17 protein-coding genes are annotated in these 17409 nt (G+C 42.4%); 3 read left to right on the top strand and 14 right to left on the bottom strand.

Annotation, left to right across the window (positions count from 1 at the left end; translation table 11 throughout):
• Positions 1–322: 322 nt before the first annotated feature.
• From VIM88_RS04985 to VIM88_RS04965, 5 genes are read right to left on the bottom strand one after another with little or no spacing between them, the layout of a single operon-like run.
• Positions 323–1450 (bottom strand): hypothetical protein, encoded by a 1128-nt coding sequence (locus tag VIM88_RS04985; protein ID WP_331861782.1) that lies wholly within the window; start codon positions 1448–1450, stop codon positions 323–325.
• Entirely contained in the window at positions 1437–2108 is a 672-nt protein-coding gene (locus VIM88_RS04980) for an ABC transporter ATP-binding protein (RefSeq protein WP_331861781.1), read from the bottom strand. The genes VIM88_RS04985 and VIM88_RS04980 overlap by 14 nt, the downstream gene beginning before the upstream one ends.
• Positions 2105–3325, bottom strand: coding sequence for an ABC transporter permease (locus VIM88_RS04975; protein ID WP_331861780.1), 1221 nt, complete (start codon positions 3323–3325; stop codon positions 2105–2107). The genes VIM88_RS04980 and VIM88_RS04975 overlap by 4 nt, the downstream gene beginning before the upstream one ends.
• Complete coding sequence (locus tag VIM88_RS04970; protein WP_331861779.1) at positions 3318–4538, bottom strand: ABC transporter permease; 1221 nt, start codon at positions 4536–4538, stop codon at positions 3318–3320. The genes VIM88_RS04975 and VIM88_RS04970 overlap by 8 nt, the downstream gene beginning before the upstream one ends.
• A 12-nt stretch (positions 4539–4550) precedes the next feature.
• Entirely contained in the window at positions 4551–5282 is a 732-nt protein-coding gene (locus VIM88_RS04965; protein WP_331861778.1) for an outer membrane lipoprotein-sorting protein, read from the bottom strand.
• 126 nt (positions 5283–5408) lie between these two features.
• Between VIM88_RS04965 and VIM88_RS04960 the strand changes: the two genes are divergently transcribed.
• The gene (locus VIM88_RS04960; RefSeq protein WP_331861777.1) at positions 5409–6239 is read left to right on the top strand and encodes a thiamine-phosphate kinase; all 831 of its coding nucleotides are present in this window, start codon (positions 5409–5411) and stop codon (positions 6237–6239) included.
• A gap of 13 nt (positions 6240–6252) precedes the next feature.
• Here the strand turns inward: VIM88_RS04960 and VIM88_RS04955 are convergent, their stop codons facing one another.
• Both VIM88_RS04955 and VIM88_RS04950 read right to left on the bottom strand, forming a co-directional pair.
• Positions 6253–7710 (bottom strand): FAD-dependent oxidoreductase, encoded by a 1458-nt coding sequence (locus tag VIM88_RS04955; RefSeq protein WP_331861776.1) that lies wholly within the window; start codon positions 7708–7710, stop codon positions 6253–6255.
• Complete coding sequence (locus tag VIM88_RS04950) at positions 7707–8381, bottom strand: phosphoglycolate phosphatase (RefSeq protein WP_331861775.1); 675 nt, start codon at positions 8379–8381, stop codon at positions 7707–7709. The genes VIM88_RS04955 and VIM88_RS04950 overlap by 4 nt, the downstream gene beginning before the upstream one ends.
• 271 nt (positions 8382–8652) lie before the next feature.
• Between VIM88_RS04950 and VIM88_RS04945 the strand changes: the two genes are divergently transcribed.
• Together VIM88_RS04945 and VIM88_RS04940 are read left to right on the top strand one after the other, a co-directional pair.
• Entirely contained in the window at positions 8653–9090 is a 438-nt protein-coding gene (locus VIM88_RS04945) for a MarR family winged helix-turn-helix transcriptional regulator (protein ID WP_331861774.1), read from the top strand.
• A complete protein-coding gene (locus VIM88_RS04940) occupies positions 9087–9803 on the top strand; it encodes an SDR family NAD(P)-dependent oxidoreductase (RefSeq protein WP_331861773.1) in 717 nt (238 codons plus the stop codon). The genes VIM88_RS04945 and VIM88_RS04940 overlap by 4 nt, the downstream gene beginning before the upstream one ends.
• Here the strand turns inward: VIM88_RS04940 and VIM88_RS04935 are convergent.
• The 7 genes from VIM88_RS04935 to VIM88_RS04905 form a co-directional block, all read right to left on the bottom strand.
• On the bottom strand, positions 9793–10251 hold the full coding sequence (locus VIM88_RS04935; RefSeq protein ID WP_331861772.1) for a hypothetical protein: 459 nt from the start codon (positions 10249–10251) through the stop codon (positions 9793–9795). The genes VIM88_RS04940 and VIM88_RS04935 overlap by 11 nt on opposite strands.
• 170 nt (positions 10252–10421) lie before the next feature.
• Complete coding sequence (locus tag VIM88_RS04930) at positions 10422–11777, bottom strand: 5-methylcytosine restriction system specificity protein McrC (RefSeq protein WP_331861771.1); 1356 nt, start codon at positions 11775–11777, stop codon at positions 10422–10424.
• An 8-nt stretch (positions 11778–11785) separates the two neighbouring features.
• The gene (locus VIM88_RS04925; RefSeq protein WP_331861770.1) at positions 11786–13174 is read right to left on the bottom strand and encodes an McrB family protein; all 1389 of its coding nucleotides are present in this window, start codon (positions 13172–13174) and stop codon (positions 11786–11788) included.
• Positions 13175–13449: 275 nt separating this feature from the next.
• Complete coding sequence (locus VIM88_RS04920; RefSeq protein WP_331861769.1) at positions 13450–14463, bottom strand: IS110 family transposase; 1014 nt, start codon at positions 14461–14463, stop codon at positions 13450–13452.
• Between the two features lie 291 nt (positions 14464–14754).
• A complete protein-coding gene (locus VIM88_RS04915) occupies positions 14755–15324 on the bottom strand; it encodes a hypothetical protein (RefSeq protein ID WP_331861768.1) in 570 nt (189 codons plus the stop codon).
• A gap of 188 nt (positions 15325–15512) precedes the next feature.
• Positions 15513–16049, bottom strand: coding sequence for a hypothetical protein (locus VIM88_RS04910; RefSeq protein ID WP_331861767.1), 537 nt, complete (start codon positions 16047–16049; stop codon positions 15513–15515).
• A 265-nt stretch (positions 16050–16314) separates the two neighbouring features.
• Positions 16315–17409 (bottom strand): molybdopterin oxidoreductase family protein (locus tag VIM88_RS04905; protein WP_331861766.1); only part of this gene is annotated, 1095 nt, incomplete at its 5' end.

The following is a 17409-nucleotide window of genomic DNA, read 5'->3' as shown; positions in this document are numbered from 1 at the left end:
GAAAAGATCGTTATGTTTGCTCTGATCGATGGAATAATAAAAAGTACGGTAGCGAAAAAAATAATAACTGTATAAAATAGTACTTCGATGGTTTGCTCCTCTATGATGAAATATTGATAATAAAGGAAAAATATTATCCTTTATTTAAAAATTCAAAAGCTATTATAGTGTTAAAAACTTAACTTATTATAAAAATAAAAGTTTATTATGATTAAATTAAGTTTACATAAAGGTTTTTGGATGTAGGTGCGAGTACATTTTACTTTCCACTCATTCATCTTCTTCTCCGGGGTGGAACGTGGAAAAAGTGCGTGGTAAAAGATCAGTAGGTCGCTTTTAAACGAAGATAATAGCTGTTCTCTGCACGGCCGAACTCACTTTCATCCTCCCCCGTATAAAGCATCGCACCGATGGCTATGGAAGCATCGTCGCTGATACTGTAGGTGAGGAGAGGGGAGATAAAGCTGCTTTGGTCCTCTGGACTATGGATCACGCTCAGGGCACCGCTGTAGAGCAGGTTGAAGTCATAATGGACAGAGGCTCCCAGATAGTCGGAAGAGAGATGACGGTTGTACCCCAGACTGCTTTTCTGATAGTTCACGATCTCATCGGCGGTGTAGGTCTTTGATGAATGCAGCCATTCGGCCATGATGGTAACGCCGTTGACAAAACCGTAATCCGCTCCTAGGATGGCCTGGTAGAATTCCCTGTCCAGAAGTTTGTCCTTATAGTATCCTCCTTCGCTCCGCCACTCTATACCGGTATCAAAAAGATTGCCTTCTATCTCATACGCGATCATCTCGGCATCATTGCTTGTGTAGAGGTCCAGTGCGATATCGCCGATTGCAACATTCCCTTTGATCCTTCCCGCGTATTTGTAACTGTCATCCTCGCGTTTTGCAGTCACACCCATGACCTGACTCAGTTCACCCAGCGCATAGGTATAGGAGAGGGCAAAATTGCCGTAGATCTGGTCAGGTTCAAGGGCAAGGGGATTTCTGGGATTGAAGAGATCGGTAGGGGTCCAGATGCGCCCGACACCCATCGTGATCTTTTGTAGACCAAAGACCAGGTTGTGCTTGGCGTCGCCATAACCGGCATAAAAACGGTGTATTCTTCCAAACACTTCGCCTTTTCCATAATTTTTGGCATTGGTTTCTATCTCAAAAGGGGTATCTGCGCGGATGCTGCGAAAAAACCCGTATTCGAAACTCTCCAGATAGGTCTCCCCGTAATAGTTGTCTATATCTGCGATGATCTGGGCAAACCAGTTTCCCTCTTTGATCTTATCGGTGAGTCTCAGCCTATTGTAGTTGTAGAGGGTTCTCTCATCCTGGGTGTAGGGAATTTTGGAGATCGTATAGTTCGTGTTCTCTATAGTGAGGTCATGCTCTATGGCCATGAGCGGCACGGTCAAGCAGAGCAGGGTCAGGTAGTTAACGGTCTTCAACGACCACTCCATCATCCAGCACGATGATACGTTTGGACTGCTCTAGCACATATTTGTCATGGGAAGCGAAAATGACGGTGACCTGCTCTTTTTCATTGAGTGTGCGCAGCATATTCATAAGGCGTGCACTGTTCTTGGAATCCAGGTTCGCTGTGGGTTCGTCTGCCAGTATCAGTTTGGGGCGTGATGCGACCGCACGTGCGACTGCCACACGCTGCTGCTGGCCTCCGCTGATCTCACTGGGAACTTTATCCAGGATCTCCTCTATCTGCAGGATCGAAGCCAATTCCATGATACGTGCCTCCCTCTCTTTTTGATCGAACTTGAGCAGTTTCATGATGAAGCCTATGTTTTCCCTCACGGTCAGTACATGTATCAGGTTGTAGGCCTGAAAAATAAAACCGATATCGTGCAGTCTCAGCTTAGCCATCTTCTCTTCACTGTAAGCCGATATCTCTTCCCCCTCAAAGAAGACCTGTCCGCTTGTCACAGAGTCAAGCCCGCCTATAATGTTCAGCAGGGTGGTCTTTCCCGAACCCGATTCACCGCTGAGCGTGGTGAACTCTCCCTTCTCAAAGGTAAGATTGATGTCGTTCAGGGCTTTGACCTCTTTGGGCGTATCAGGGTAGAATGTTTTGTAGACATGGCTGAGTTTCATAACATTTTTCCTTGTATGACTTGTATGGGTTTTATCTTTTTAAGCTTTCGAAGCGGCCAGATCACTGAAAGCAGGGTAGCAAAAAATACAGCAAAGAAGGCTTGAAAGAAATAGTAAAGATGCATGTTCGCATACATCACGGCACTGTAGCCGTAGAGTTCCAAACCTGCTTCAAAAGCGCGCATATCCACACCCGCGGTTGACATATACCATAGCAGGACCCATCCCCCGAAAGCCCCTGCGATGTAGCCGATGAGACCCAGAAAGAAGGCTTCCATGATGATCTGGTTTCTTACTGTCGGGTAGGGCGTTCCGATGGCAAGCATGATGCTGAACTCACGCAGCCGTTCCAACACAGAGACAAGCATCACCCCGAAGATGCCCAGCGCAGCCACGATAAAGACAATGGCATAAGAGGCCAGATTGAAGATATTCATCAGTTCCTGCATCTGTATCAGAAAAGGGTAAAGTTCGTCCCAGCGAAGCACATCAATGGCGGGAAAGCGTTTTTGCAGCGCTTGCTGCACCATAGGGATATGCCCGGCATCTTTCACGCGCAGCGCTATCTGGGTGGCGCTCTGATGCACATTGAGAAATGTTGACATTTTTTCCATAGAGACAAACACAGCCTGATCATCAATAGAATTGTTGCCTGTTTTCAGTATACCGCTAATGCGAAAAGAGATAGCGTTGATCTCCCCGGCCGCATCTTGTGCCGTGAAGACCACACGGCTTCCTATGTCCAGGTTGAACTTGTCTGCCAAGGCCGATCCGATCAATGCGTTTTGATCCTTTTCACCAAAACTGTATGCTCCCTGGGTGATGAAGGCATCCAGCCCTCCGAAATTCCGTTCGTTTTCCAGAGAGATGCCTTTCAGGACAGCGCCGAGAGATTTGTGCGCGGTGGCAATGAGACCCTCTTTTTCCAAACGGACGGCATAGGCTTCGACAGCATCTATCTCAGAGAGAGCCTCTGTATAGTGTGAAATGGGTGTGAGCCTGTACTCCAGACTTTTGTTCAATCTATAGCCCTGATCGTAGAGAGATATCTCTCCCGAGTCACTGCGGATGGTCGTATTGATAAAATGGCTGATCATCCCATCATAAAGCCCCTGCAGTCCGAGCAGACCTGAAAGGCTCAGAGCGATCATCATGATCACCATCAGGGAGCGGGTCTTACGCCTCCAGATACTGAGCCAGGCTAGGGTATTATACATATCTCATTGCCTCCATAGCGGTAAGTTTGTTGACCTTGAAGATGGGATAGAGTATGGCTGCCAGATCGAGTATAAAGATCGTCAGTGCATTCCATGCAATGGTAAAAAGATCAAAGTGCATAGGTATTTCATCACTGACCACGCCATACTCTTTATAGGTTTCGGCGATACCGGATATCACGATAGGATGGAGTTCAAAGTAGTAGGCGATGGAAGCACCGATGAGGGTACCCAGGAGTATGCTGACCGCAGCAAGCAGCAGGATCTCCATAAAAAGCATACCAAAAATATCTTTGGAGGTCAGCCCCAGTGCACGCAACAGTCCTATTTCACGTGCCCGTGTATAGATACTGACATAGGAGAATATCATGATCACAAAAAAGATCACCAGAAAAAAGATGGAGATGGAGATATACCCGAAAATGGAATCCACCAGCATCGCCTGCACCAGGGCGGAAAGAAGTGTTTTCCAGCTGACCGCTTCCATCCCTGGCGGGAGTAAAGAGTGCAGGTTTTCGGTCATGGTGTCTATCTTCTCATTGTCATGGAAGTCAAGGGTGAAATAACTGGCTATATTTTCACTCATCATCACGGTGTCCAGGTAGGCTTTGTTGACAAAGGCCGACTGGGAATCAAATTCGAAAAGACCCGTTTTGAAGATCCCCTTCACGGTAAAAAGATCCGCAGCGATGGAGTAATCGACGGAAGAACCTACCATAGCGATCTCGCTGCCTACATCCACCTTAAGGCGTTCGGAGAGTTCAGACCCGATGTAGATGGCATTGGTGTCCGTATCCTCAAGATAGGCACCTTTGACGAGGGAATCGTGCAGTTTACTCAGTGTTTTTTCACGGGAAGGAATGATCCCTCCAATGAGACTGCCTATGGCCTTTTCCTCTGTAGAGAGCAGTGCATAGGTCTCAAACCTGGGACTGTAGATCTGGATGGAAGCATCTTTTGCAAGTATCTCCTCGATACTCCCCGCATCTTCGATAAGGTTATCGTAGCCACTCTCGTCTCTATACCCCTCAAGGTTCACATGTGCATAGCCCGTATAGATCTCCACCGTACTTTTGATGATCTGATGATGGGAACCGTTCATCAGTGCAACATAGCTGATGAAGAGCATGGTGCTGAATGTGCTCAAAAGCAAGGTGGTGATGCTTCTGCCCCTGGATCTTACAATATTTCTGAAAGCGAGAGAAAAAAGCACAGTTTTACCTTTTTACCTTGAATAGCGTTTTAAAGCCCGTTTTGTAAAATAGGAAGGATCTATTTCGGTATCGTAATCGACCCGTTCAAGGACCACCTTCGTACGGTTCTTCTTTTTGTTCGGATCCAGAGGTTGGAGTTCCATGACCATAGGTACCCTGTGTGATCCATGCCGTTCTATGTTGGAGAAGGTCATCACCCTTACTTGTTGCATCCTGTCATCATAGAAAACCTCCCGGACCGGTACAGCATTGTTCAGATCGACATCGATGATGATCTTTCCCCAGACCACAGCGGCGTTGGGTTTAGGGATCAGTTCCAAGGTAGCAGCGTTTCCTTTTTTGGAGAGAAGTCTGGCGGTATAGTCCTCTTCCAGAGAACTCTCTTTGACCATATCATCATTGGTAAAGTCGCTTCCCATCCAGCTCTGAAGCATCATCGAGGGCGGTATCTTGATGGTTCGTTCTATCTTGGGGATGTACTGCCACATCTGGTTGTCGATCTTCAGGAAGGTGATGCCTTTGTCTTTTTTGGGGTAGAGGATCTTGATGAAACTCTTATCGTTCCCCTCGGACCAGCTTTCTATCTTTACCGTGCGTGTACCGCGTTTGGAAGTGACTATCATACGCATGGTGGAGTACATGTGGTCGCCGCGGAGGTTCTTTTCCATTTTTTTGATGATGGCCTGTGCTTCGTTTGCCGAGAGGAAGAGGGGTATGATCAATAAAGAGAGCAGCTGTTTCATAAAAACCTCTTTTTTGTTTATTGTATCAAAATAGCGCAAGGAATGTATATCATCTGTCTATTTTACAGGTTAAACAGGCATAACTGTCATACCAATGATGACAGATAATATGCTACAATCCCACCTATGAAGAAAATAGATAAAGAACAATACCTGATAAACAGACTGAGTTCCAAGCATATCGGTGATGATGCGGCGGTGATAGGGGACATGCTCTACAGCATGGATGCCTTCTTTGAAGATACGCACTTCAAGCGTGAGTGGATGAGCATGGCGCAGATAGGGCGCAAGGCAATGCTTATCAATATTTCTGATGCCATCGCGATGAATGCACGGCCGCTCTATGCGCTTGTGACCGTCTCCATACCCAGAGAGATGACCGAAGCGGAGATCGACGAACTTACAGAAAGTATGGATAGGACAGCCAAAGAGTATGGCTGTGAGATCATCGGCGGAGATACGATAGGCGGAGACAAACTGCACCTCTCTATCACTATTGTTTCCCAAAGCGATACACCGCTTTTGCGTACGGGCCTCAAAGAGGGTGACCTGCTGGCCTATACAGGGGTACTCGGCGGGAGTAAACGAGACCTGGACGCACTCTACAGAGGTGAAAAAATAGCGGATGACTCCCGCTTCTTCGATCCTGTGTTAAGGGCAGATTTCATAGCCAAAGCCAGACCGCTTCTGCGTACAGGGATGGACATCTCCGACGGGCTCTACTGCGATACGAACAAGATGCTGGATCTTAACGGATACGGATTCCATGAATTTGAGAAGATCGAGGATGAGATAGGTTTCAGCGGTGAAGAGTTTGAAATGCTGGTCACCTTTGCTCCGGAACATTACAGTGAAGTGATGCAGATCGCCGAAGAGACCGGCACGCCTCTGACGGTCTATGCGAAAGTGGCCAAGAACGAAACACGCTACCCCTGTAAAAGCCACCATTTTCAGTAGCAGTAAAAGCGTTTCATCCTCTCTGTTCTGAAATGTTTCTGTTGGCCATATCACGCGGATATTCGCGTGCTTCTGCTATGGATTCCGCTCTTTCTTTTAGTGAAACTTCGTCCAGGTGTATCGCATGCGGCAGGTCACGCCTGCCTACCACATCGGCTTTCAGATAGCCTAACGAGACGAATTGTTTCGCGATCGCATCTATCATATCCAGGATCGAGGAGACCTTGACGATCTCGCATCTTGCATAGCGTTCTCTGGGGAAAGAGACTTCCGCCACACGCAGGGTCGGATCATCCCCGGGGATCTGCTGTGCACCAAAAAGCGGTTTGCTCCCTACCGTGGCACTCTTGAAAGAGGGAATGTACTGGGAGAGGTGTTCGATCGCAGCTCTTGTACGTTTTTCCGTCTCCTCTTCTGTCCAGGACCTCTCTATCTTGTCTATGAAGTCCTGGCCCAATCGGGGCTGGCAGCTTACAAGAGAACTGGCGACCAGGCCGTCTTCATAGAGGGTGATCTCTTTGGTCATGCCGTGCAGTTGAAAATAACCGCCGGGGTAGGGAGTGAACTGCCCCATGCCCCGCGGTGTACCGCGCTCTCCGTGAAAGACGATCTCAGGGAACTGTGTACCCTCACATCCGTCCCAGTGGCTCACATAGGCCGCCTTGAACTCTACCATCGATTTGCAGGGGGCGCCCAAGAGATCATCGATCTTGCCTGTTTTAAAACCTGCAGCGTTGATGAGGTAGTCAAAAGACTCCGTATGGCTGACATCTTCCTTGATATAGCTGATATCCCAGCCTTCCGTTTCCACGTTCTGCTGCACATTATAGACGATGCTGTTTGTATGCAGGGTCACAGAGTCCAGCGCCTGAAGGGTCATTTCGGCACCGGCTGCAAGCCTGAAGAGGTTCAGTCCATATTCCTGTACCATGATAAGAGGGAACTGTACCTTGTCCAGGTCGATGTTCCTGGCTACCGGTATCATCCACTCATCCGATGTTCGGGGATTTTGCACCACTGCTTTTTCTCTCAGTCGTTCTATCGCTTCTTTGGTGTAGACCTGATAATAGTTTTCCGGTTTCCCCAGTACTTCGTTCTTGGGGTCTTTAGCGATAAGCGCTTTGTACTCCTCTGTCAGCAGCTTCAGTCGCGGCAGCAGCGCTTCGGGGGTAGAGCTGTCAGTCACAGGCAGGACTATGACCGTAGGCCGGTAGTCGACCACAAAAGGATAGAAACGTAAAAAGTCTATGGACTGCTTCAGCAAAGCGATACACTGGGCATCAGAGATCTCGCGATAGAGGTTTCCCCCTGCATGCAAATGGCACCATGGCGGTCCGCTCACCAGGCTTGCATCCTTCTCGAACAGTGTCACATTGAGTCCAAGCTGACCAAAGTAGAGTGCTGCGCTTGAGCCTGCAGCACCTCCTCCTATGATGGCAATTTTTGCTTTACTGTTCTCTATCGTACTCATAGCAGCGCATTCAACTCCGAGAAATCATTGATGATATAGGTGGGGTTATAGATGCGGATGTCTTCTCCGTAATTATACCCATAGGTGACGCCTACACTCTGCATACCGCAGGTACCGGCGGCCAGAAGGTCGTTCTTGGAGTCGCCGACCATGACACACTGTTCCACACTGACATTCATATGCTCACAGGCATGCAGCAGGGGAAGGGGATCGGGTTTCTTCTTCTCCAGGCTGTCTCCGCCCACCCAGAAGTCAAATACCCCGTCCAGCTTCAACCCTTTCAGGATCGGTACGACAAAATCAAAGGGTTTATTGGTCACGATGACCAAACGGTATCCTTTCTCTTTTAAGGCATGCAGCGTAGCGGGCACATTGGGGTAGGCGATCGTACGGTGGGAGAGGTTTTGCCCATAGAATTTCAGAAAGAGTTCCAAAGCATTTTCAAACAGGCTCTGATCCAGGGTTTCGTCTACCTCTGTCTGTCCCGACAAAGCACGTTTTACCAGCATCTGTGCCCCGTTTCCCACCCAGTAACGGATCGTTTCTTCAGTGAAGCTTTCACGGTTCAAGACTTCCAACATATGATTGACTGCTGCTGCCAGGTCGGGTACACTGTCGATCAGTGTGCCATCCAGATCAAATAAAATGACCTCTTTGTGATTGAATTTCAAATTTTTACCTTCTATATAATAATGTGATCGGATCATTCATATACATTTCATATACAATACCAGATTTTTATCATATTACAAATAAATGCACGCCGCTTGTAGGTGCATTATGTCAGTTTGTTCAAGTAACAGATAATTTAAGTATCATGGATGCTTAATGGGCGATTATACATTTTTTAGCTAAAAGTGATACATGTAGAATTAATTGCTATAACAATAGTTGTCTTGACAATTAAATAAAAAAAGTCTATACTGCCGTAAAGGAGTGAAAATGATTTTTGATATGGACAATTCATTGGGATTCCTTTTGAACAAAACGGCTCTGCTCTCAAAAGCCAACTTCAACGGCAGGCTCAAAGCGTACGGCATATCGCCGGAGCAGTGGTCCTTGCTGTTCAGAGTGGTGGAAAAAAGCGGTTTGACACAAAAAGAACTCTCGGATTCGACCTATAAGGACCAGGCGAATATCACGCGCAGTATCGATAGGCTGATACAAAAAGGTCTTATGAAACGGGTACCCAATGCACAGGACCGAAGATCATTTAACCTTTTCCCGACGGAAGAAGCTGCCGTGCTGGTCGATAAGGTCATCCCCCTATCCAAAGCGCATAATGAGCATTTGACAGAAGGATTAACCATCAAAGAGGCGGAGATGCTGAAAGCATTACTAAAAAAAGTGTATCAAAATCTAGAAAAGGAAACAGAATGATGTTATTGGAAAACAAAAGTGTGATGATCACAGGTGCCAACGGCGGTTTGGGAACAGCTTTAGTGCGTGAAGCGCTGGGGCACAATGCAAAGAAAGTCTACTGCTGTGTACGAGACATCTCCAAAGCAGAAGCACTGAAGCAGCTGGATGCGCGGGTAGAGCTCTGTGCACTGGACACGACCGACAAACAAAGTGTTGAGGCACTGGCCTCCAAGATAGACTCTATCGACATACTGATCAACAACGCGGGTACCAACAGCGAACAGAGGATCCTGCAGGACAATACGGTCGACTTTGAGGTCAATCTATTTGGAACACTCAACGTCTGTCGCGCCTTCAGCAACAAGATAGCCAAAGAGGGTGCCATTATCAATGTGACCTCTATCTTGGCGTTGGTGAATCTTCCTGTCATGGGGCTCTACTGTGCATCAAAAAGTGCTTTGCACTCTGCAACGCAAGCATTACGGGCGGAGTTTGCATTGAAAGAGGTAGAAGTCTATGAAGTGCTTGCGGGTCCCATAGACACAAGTATGTCAGAAAATCAGCCTATGGAGAAAGCAAGCCCTGAAGATGTCGCAAAAGAGGTCTGGGCAGGATACGAGGCCAAAACCTTTGAGATCTACCCGGACCCCGTAGCCAAAGGGATGAAAGAGGGTCTCACCCATGCACCCGAGGCGGTCATAGCCGAATGTGCCCAGTCGATCAACGGCTGATAACTGCACTTCTATCCGATTCCAAACTCTGTTTTGGAGCGGATAGAAATCTTTGATACTCTGCGTAGTATTCCTGGTATTCTGTTCTGAGAACTTCGTTCATTTCAAAAGTGATCTCATCGGTATAGTCTTTGAAGGTTCCTGTCGGATTTTCTTTCTTCCACTCATCATATTCAAGTTTTTCAAACAACCCGAAAGCAGCGACTCCCATGATAGGCACAACAGACAGGGTCCTCTGTATTTTTGCCTTGGCCCTCTCTCTGGCCTTCACTTTTGCTAACTTCTTCCGATGGTTGCGCTTGAGCCTGGCTACTTCTTTTTTGTGTTTGAGTTTTTCGGATGCCACAGCCGCAAGTGCAGCATTCGCCAGGCTCTCTTTCCAAAAAGAGTATCCTTTTATCCCTCCTAAAAGCAAAGCTATTACTATGGTGATAGATATCATTTTCATGAAGTAGTCCTAGCTATATTACTGCTCATTATTCCATTCTTATTCCCAACGACACGATGGGAATATATACCTACATTTCGCATATTACAAAACCTTTCCACATCTATTAACACCGCAAATCCCAATAATCCCATCTCCAATGCAAAGCTGTGATAGCCGTCTGCTTAGAATTACATACTACTTTTTCCAATGTTATTAAGCTCATCAATCAAAATGCATTTTGTCTCATGAATACTGTCTTTTCTAAGCGGTATTCCTAAAATAAGTATTGTGTTTTCTGAACCGCTAATTCGGTTGCTATACTTAATCGATTTAATTTCTACCTTGTTGGATGGATAGCATAAAAAACCATATTTATTGCTTGTCTTACTGAAAGAAGAATAAGCCATAATTTGATGAAGGTCATGTCTATGTGTTTCTTTCAATGAATCACTTAAATCAGATTTGTTGTATAGATTAGATTTATATTTTGCATCAATAAATACTAACAATGAGTCTTTCTGATATATTGCATCAGGTTCAAGATGTTTCAATTCCCAGCTATAATGCACAGATGATTTTGAATGGAATTTATAGTTTGGATAAAATCTTCCGCCTGTTTCTTTTGCTGTTTCTTTAAAAATGTATTGAACAAACTTTTCAAATACATCAGCAAAATCGACTCTCCATGCAGTGCTATCAATCATTTTATGATTCAATATTTTATTCGCATGATCTTTGCATTTTTTCACTGTTAGATTGTCAGAAGCTTTAATTGTTATGTGGTTTGTAACTGAAGGTTTATGTAAATAAAGTTTTGTTTCAATGAAGTCTAGTTTCGTCCTCACTATATTTTTTATTCTTTGCGGAGTATTTGAGGAATGAAGCTCGAGTTTACATAAGTCAAACACATATCTAATTTCGGAATATTCAGGGTGAAATTCACTCAAGATATTTTTTCTTACGGGAAACTTTATTCTGTTTTCAACCTTATATTCGCTATTGAGATACTTATTCCAATTTATTTGACCTGTGGGTTGCCGAGAAACTCTTTCTTTATTATCAAACTTTCTCCATGGCTTCTTGACTAGTTCTTCAAGTGATTTAATGAACTTGACGGCTTCTAAGTACAATGGGGGTCGAAAGTTTTTACCTGATGCCAATGGCAAGCTGTCAATAACTTCAGGACTTATTTCTGTACCAAGTAAGTTTAAAATCTCAATATAATCTTCAAATCTATCTTTTCCGATATATCTAGGCATTACGACAAAATCACCTATTTGCTTACCGGTATCAGACGCTCTTAGAGGAATGGCACCGATATAATTAGAAGTATTAAAATATAAGGATGTATTTAGGTCTGTCCCACTGATAAAGGGTTGAACTCCAAGAAATTCAAATTGCTTAGAATTATATTGAATAAATTTTTGAAGGTATTGTCCAATAATTCTTTTGTCTGCTGATTTGAACCATTTTTTTTGCAAAACAATTCCATTCAACTGATTTGAACGTTCAGTCAAGCAAGGTATTTCACAAAAAACTTCCATAAATTTTATCATTCGAAAAGAGACTGTTTAATTCGCGTAGTAAAATAATTATTAAATTCTTCTTTAGCACTTCTTAATAAGCCCTCTTGTAGATATTCTTTTATAAGTGGAAATATTTCATATCGAATTCTATTTTCCATTTCTTTATTAGAGTCTGCTAGAAAGTAGCCCTGCCCAGGTTGAAGCGACAACTCATCACTTGTAGCATACCATTCAAAAATTTCTTTGATTTGTGCAAAGTCTTTTTTATAAAATTCTTTTGAATGTATTTGTTTTGGTTTCATTGAATACCATGCGAATCTTCTTCTAAGTGCAAAGTCAACAACAGCCAAACTTCTATCGGCAGTATTCATTGTTGCAATCACAAAAAAGTTTTCAGGTAGTTTATTAATTTTAAATCCTGGAGAAATCTCAATTTCTATATCTGATTCACCCATCTTATGTTCAAACAAGTAAAATACCGGACCTAAAACATTTGAAAGATTGGCTCTGTTTATTTCGTCAATAATTAAAATTACTTTTTCATCACTTTTCTTTTTAGCATACTTCAGTGCCTCTGTAAAACTTCCTAAATTTTCTTTATAGTTAAGTGTCTCACTTTCCAAGTTTGGGCGTATTCCAAAAATGAAATCTGAAAAACTAGTTTCTGCATGAAATTGTGTGAAGAATGTTTTTGCTTTTATTCCCTTAGCAACTTCCTTCGCTGTTCTGGTTTTACCCGTCCCAGGAGGGCCTTGGAGGACCAAGTACTTTCTCTCATCCAAAAGATTTGTGATATCTTTGATCTCGTCACTAGCTTCTGTCTGCATAAAGGGAGTTAATGCGTCTACAACAGCTTTTCTATGGCTATTATTAGATGGCCAATCTCTTAATTTTGCATATCCAGCGACAAAGGCAGCAATAACCTGTTTTCCTTTTTCACTTTCAGGTTCATCAACTATTTGACAAACTGGTAAAACCTTCGTGTAAGTTTTAATGGTATTTTTTATATGTTGTAGATCTTCGTGACCCGTAATTGTTTTAGGTAAACCTGTTTCTATATCTGAGAAATCTGATTTACAAAATCCTTTATCGTCCACAAGTTTGGAAAAAAGTCTTCTTAGTCCAGGATAAGTTGCTAATTCATAGTCATTCTTAAATCCACTGGAACCAACTCCAAGGCAAACTAACCAAGGTTTATTTTGTTCATTTGGAAAAATTGTTAATGAAAAATCATGAAACGGTCCAGATGCTTCTTCCTCTGGATGAATAAATCCAAAGTAAGCACCATTATCTTTTAAGGCTTCTTGTCCAGTATTATTTCGCTCAATAAATGGCTTGTTAAATTCATTGTCGATCTTTGCACCAAATTGCTCAGCTTTTTCATTTATAAAATGCCTTATATTCTCTATGACCATAGTATCAGTTCCTTAGTTTTTGATGCCTAATTATTTATTTAGTATACATAAAATATCTGGCTATTTCAGCAAGTATGACAGTTTGAGGTTTAATTATGTTGTTTTGTGTAACAATAATACAATGATAATAATTTCTTATATTTTTTAGTTGAGTATAAACCAATATTTGGGTAGATTGTCCCACTAATTTGTTGATTTTTGGCAAAAAAAGGGACACGTGCTCGTTCCCACGGAAACCGTGGGAGTTTCCACCTTTAAAAAACATAAAAAATAGGCTATTTCATGCTATTTTCCTCTTTCAGCTGTTGAAACATCAAATATCTCTCAGGATCATATTGTTGCTTGTTCTTATAAAGAGAATGAGCCAACAAGATGATCTTTCTCATCACAGCCATTTGTGCCACCATTTTGGGTTTGCCGCGATCAACAAGTTTCTCATAGATCATTTGCATTTCATTGTTATATCTGACTGCTACCATCGTAGGCATATAGAGTATATCTCTGATAAGTGAGAGTCCCTGTTTGGAGATACGTTCTTTATGCTGTACGGATGTACCTGAACTTCTCTGTATAGGATCAAGTCCGCAGAGTGCTGTAAGTTGTTGTCTGGAAGCATTGGGATATCGTAAAAAAAGATAGAGCAGAATGATAGCACTTTTTTCTCCTATCCCTTTGATAGAGATGATATTGTTATAGGCTTCAAGGTATTCAGGATCGCCTTTAATGATCTCCATGATCTTTTCAATCACTTCGGATTGTTCCTTTTGTAATTGTGTGATCTTGAGTTTCACCTTTTTAAGAACATAACTATCTTCCAGGTTATAGGTTGCAGCTTCAAGGTAGTTGGCTTTACGTCTCTCTTCTTTGACCAGTGATTGATAATACTTTATCAGAGAACGTATCTGATGGGCTTTTACATCTCTTTCAGGTACCTTTACCTCTCCTTCTTTTGCCAGTATATGCATCTGTGAAAGCATACGGGCATCCAGTTTATCTGTCTTGCTTCTATTTTTAACGACCTTGGAGAATGAAGCACTTTGATAAGCACCTACTTTAAAGCATTTGATAGACTTACTTTGACAGTAATGCTCCAAGATAGCTGAATAGCTTCCTGTTGACTCATAGATAAATACAATATCTTCTATTGATCTCCTGTATTGCTTCTTCAATTTGCTATAGAGCTTTTTTAGCCCTTCAAGGCTATTTTCTATCTCAATATCCATTTCATTGTTAGGTATGAAAACTTGCAGGGTTGATTTGGCTACATCTATTCCGATATAATTGTCCATGAGAACCTCCATTAAGTGAAGAGTTCGGTAGCACAGACCTTTGCGTCTGTGTGATATATTCACCAAACCTGACTTTTGCTTGTAAATGCAGTCTGGATCATTCCGACTCTGTTTCCACTCAAGTTACCGGTTCAGTTATTTAGCTCCCACACAGGCTCACTATTTTACAGCGGCTTCAACGAGATAATCAATCTACATCAACCGACTCTTACAGTTTTATTATACTGCACTCTTGAGTGGTGATTTGATTATACAAACCAGTAACTCAAAGAAGTCATAAGAAGGGCATTTTCACTTTAATTGTTTCTCAACAGTATGAAGGTTATTGATAATGATATCAATCATTTTTTCATCAAACTCGCGTTTATACCTACTCTTCATAAGTAACTCTTTAATACCTTTACGTACATGTTTACTGTTTAATCCATATTTAGATATCAAGAGATATACTTTATGCATTTGAATAAGTTTTTCCAGTAAGTCTGGCTCTCCATAGTCTTGAACAGCACAACCATTTTTAAATGGTACTGCTGCACCCATCATTCCTCCCCAAGAAGAACTTAAATTCCATATGACAACTTCATCAATACCTTGCTTTATTAAGTTTTTTCTTAAACGTTTTATTGCCGCGATGAAATGTTTGTCTTGTGAACCCTTACCTTTAAATTCTGGTTCAGATAACACAGGATCTAGAAATATTAAAAGTATTGCATTTTTATCTTTTACGTGTGCAACTTTTTTTAGTTTATTTTTATTCATCTTTTCAATCTGTTCAATAGTAGAACAGCTTTTTTGTAATGCATTGATAGATTCTGCATGTAATCCAAATAAAAGAACTGTTAGTAGCAATAACTTTTTCATTTACTCTTCCTTCAAGATGGCAGCTTTTATATTATATCATGTTTCCTCGTTCCCACGATGTTCGTGGGAATGCATATGAGAGTTTGGTTATAAACTCACATTTAACTAGTATAAAAAATTGAAGTATGGGTTACCACGTGCAACGTGGGAACCAGTAACGTGGGAACCAGTAAAACCAATCCGTCTAATTATTTTTCTATATAGGAATATACAAAACCTACTTGTGAAACATCACCACATATTTGTATATTTAAACCTTCATTAGGTAAGGCATCAAACGTTTCTTTGGAAACTGCAGAAAGAGAGTTTAGTTTTAGCAATGTATTTGGTATATCCGTCTGATACTCAGTATTAAACGATATTCTTCCAACATTTCCACTAGTATAACTAAAGTATTTATATGTTAATTTCGATGTAATACATTTCTCTTTTTTATCCAAAAAATAATAATGCAGTACTTTAGGGATATTCCAAAATGAAAGTGTAATACCTAACAGTACTATCGACAAATAATACCATTGTGAAAAAGCTATTGAACCAAATATTTTTGGAATGACATATCCAGAAATAATATAGAAAACAAACAAAAAAATAATAGAAAACAAAATATAATTACTATAAAAATAAACTTGCGTATCGTTTGCGATTTTTATTATAAAAAGACTTATTGTTATACCTAACAATATAATATCTATATAAGATACACTTCCCCCGCTTCGTTCCAACGTAATTCCCCTTAAGTTGTAGTTGATAAATTATAACAAAAAGTCAGAGCATATAGCTCACAATCAAAAGATCTAGATTATAAGGTTATTAGCTATAGTGACGTTTGTAGGCCATAAAATCTTCTACTTCAATAGAAAACCTTATAAAATGCGCTATATAGGAGGTTTTATAATGAAATGATTAAAAAAATTTAGTAGCTTAAAAGAAGAAGAGAAGCGTCTCTAAGGTCGCAAATTGCGACCTCAAAATTAAAAACAGTGCGATCTACGCATCTACAGGAATCACATCGACCTGAATCGATTTAAATGCAGCGGTCATGATAAGTTCATCACTCTTGTCGCCAAAAATGTTATTGAGTTTTGAATCCACATGGTGAAATGTTGTATAGAGTGTTTTAGGACGTACTTTATCTGTGAATTTTACCAACAATGGATTGGTTTCACCATACTCCGTTCTTAGGATCACTCTTTCCGTTGGGAAATCTGCACTGTCACTTTCATGGACCAAAAGCACATCCTCTTTATGTTTTTTCATAAGCTTCTCTGTATATTTTGTCTGAGCAGAGTTATTGTAATGGGCCATGATCCTTCCTGTCGTTAGGTGGTAGCCCTTCAGTGCTTTATTCACTATCTCTTCGATCATTCCCGAGAGTTTGTACCCATGGTACCTGAATGCGCCGATCCCATCTTTGGTCCTGAAATCTTCCCTGTGCAGTACCGGCGTGCCTCCCTCTTCCGTGATCGGCCACTGGATGCCTTGTTTTTCATTGGCTCTAAGCATCTCATAGGATGCACCGCTAAATCTGTTGGTCGCCGTTCTTCTTACATCGTTCCAGATATCTTCAGAGCTTTCAAAATCAAACCCCCCTCCCATTTTCTCATCAAGCAGTTTGATCACTTCCCAGTCATCCGGCAGGTCAGATTTCACAAGCGGTGTCGAGAGGTGGACCTTTCGCATCGCATTGATGTAGATACCTGTTTTTTCATAGGCTGACTTGACACCCACGACGATATCTGCACGCTCGGCAATGTCCGTCATGAACAGCTCCTGCACAAAGATAAGGTCCAGGTTTTCAAACGCTTTTGTGATCTTGTTGATATTTGGATGGATATGTGTGAGGTCCTCACCGATGTTCAACACCCCCTTGATGGTTCCGTCAAGCATGCCGTCCACCAACTGGGGTGTCATCAGCCCAACCTCTTTGGGTGCCGTATAATCCGGTGCATAGTAGGGAAGCATGCCCATATCACAGGCACCCTGTACGTTCGTCTGGCCACGCAGCGGCATCACACCCGCGCCGTCTTTACCGATATTCCCTGTCATCAGAGCCAAGTGGACGATGGCCATGACCGCATAAGA

This window comes from Sulfurovum sp., assembly GCF_036568385.1.
Classification (GTDB): Bacteria; Campylobacterota; Campylobacteria; order Campylobacterales; family Sulfurovaceae; genus Sulfurovum.
This window is presented reverse-complemented; position numbering and strand designations above follow the sequence as displayed.

Coding starts and splice junctions, on each gene's coding strand:
- VIM88_RS04980 (WP_331861781.1), bottom strand. CDS start 2,108: ATGAAACTCAGCCATGTCTACAAAACATTCTACCCTGATACGCCCAAA.
- VIM88_RS04975 (WP_331861780.1), bottom strand. CDS start 3,325: ATGTATAATACCCTAGCCTGGCTCAGTATCTGGAGGCGTAAGACCCGC.
- VIM88_RS04965 (WP_331861778.1), bottom strand. CDS start 5,282: ATGAAACAGCTGCTCTCTTTATTGATCATACCCCTCTTCCTCTCGGCA.
- VIM88_RS04960 (WP_331861777.1), top strand. CDS start 5,409: ATGAAGAAAATAGATAAAGAACAATACCTGATAAACAGACTGAGTTCC.
- VIM88_RS04955 (WP_331861776.1), bottom strand. CDS start 7,710: ATGAGTACGATAGAGAACAGTAAAGCAAAAATTGCCATCATAGGAGGA.
- VIM88_RS04945 (WP_331861774.1), top strand. CDS start 8,653: ATGATTTTTGATATGGACAATTCATTGGGATTCCTTTTGAACAAAACG.
- VIM88_RS04940 (WP_331861773.1), top strand. CDS start 9,087: ATGATGTTATTGGAAAACAAAAGTGTGATGATCACAGGTGCCAACGGC.
- VIM88_RS04935 (WP_331861772.1), bottom strand. CDS start 10,251: ATGAAAATGATATCTATCACCATAGTAATAGCTTTGCTTTTAGGAGGG.
- VIM88_RS04930 (WP_331861771.1), bottom strand. CDS start 11,777: ATGGAAGTTTTTTGTGAAATACCTTGCTTGACTGAACGTTCAAATCAG.
- VIM88_RS04925 (WP_331861770.1), bottom strand. CDS start 13,174: ATGGTCATAGAGAATATAAGGCATTTTATAAATGAAAAAGCTGAGCAA.
- VIM88_RS04920 (WP_331861769.1), bottom strand. CDS start 14,463: ATGGACAATTATATCGGAATAGATGTAGCCAAATCAACCCTGCAAGTT.
- VIM88_RS04915 (WP_331861768.1), bottom strand. CDS start 15,324: ATGAAAAAGTTATTGCTACTAACAGTTCTTTTATTTGGATTACATGCA.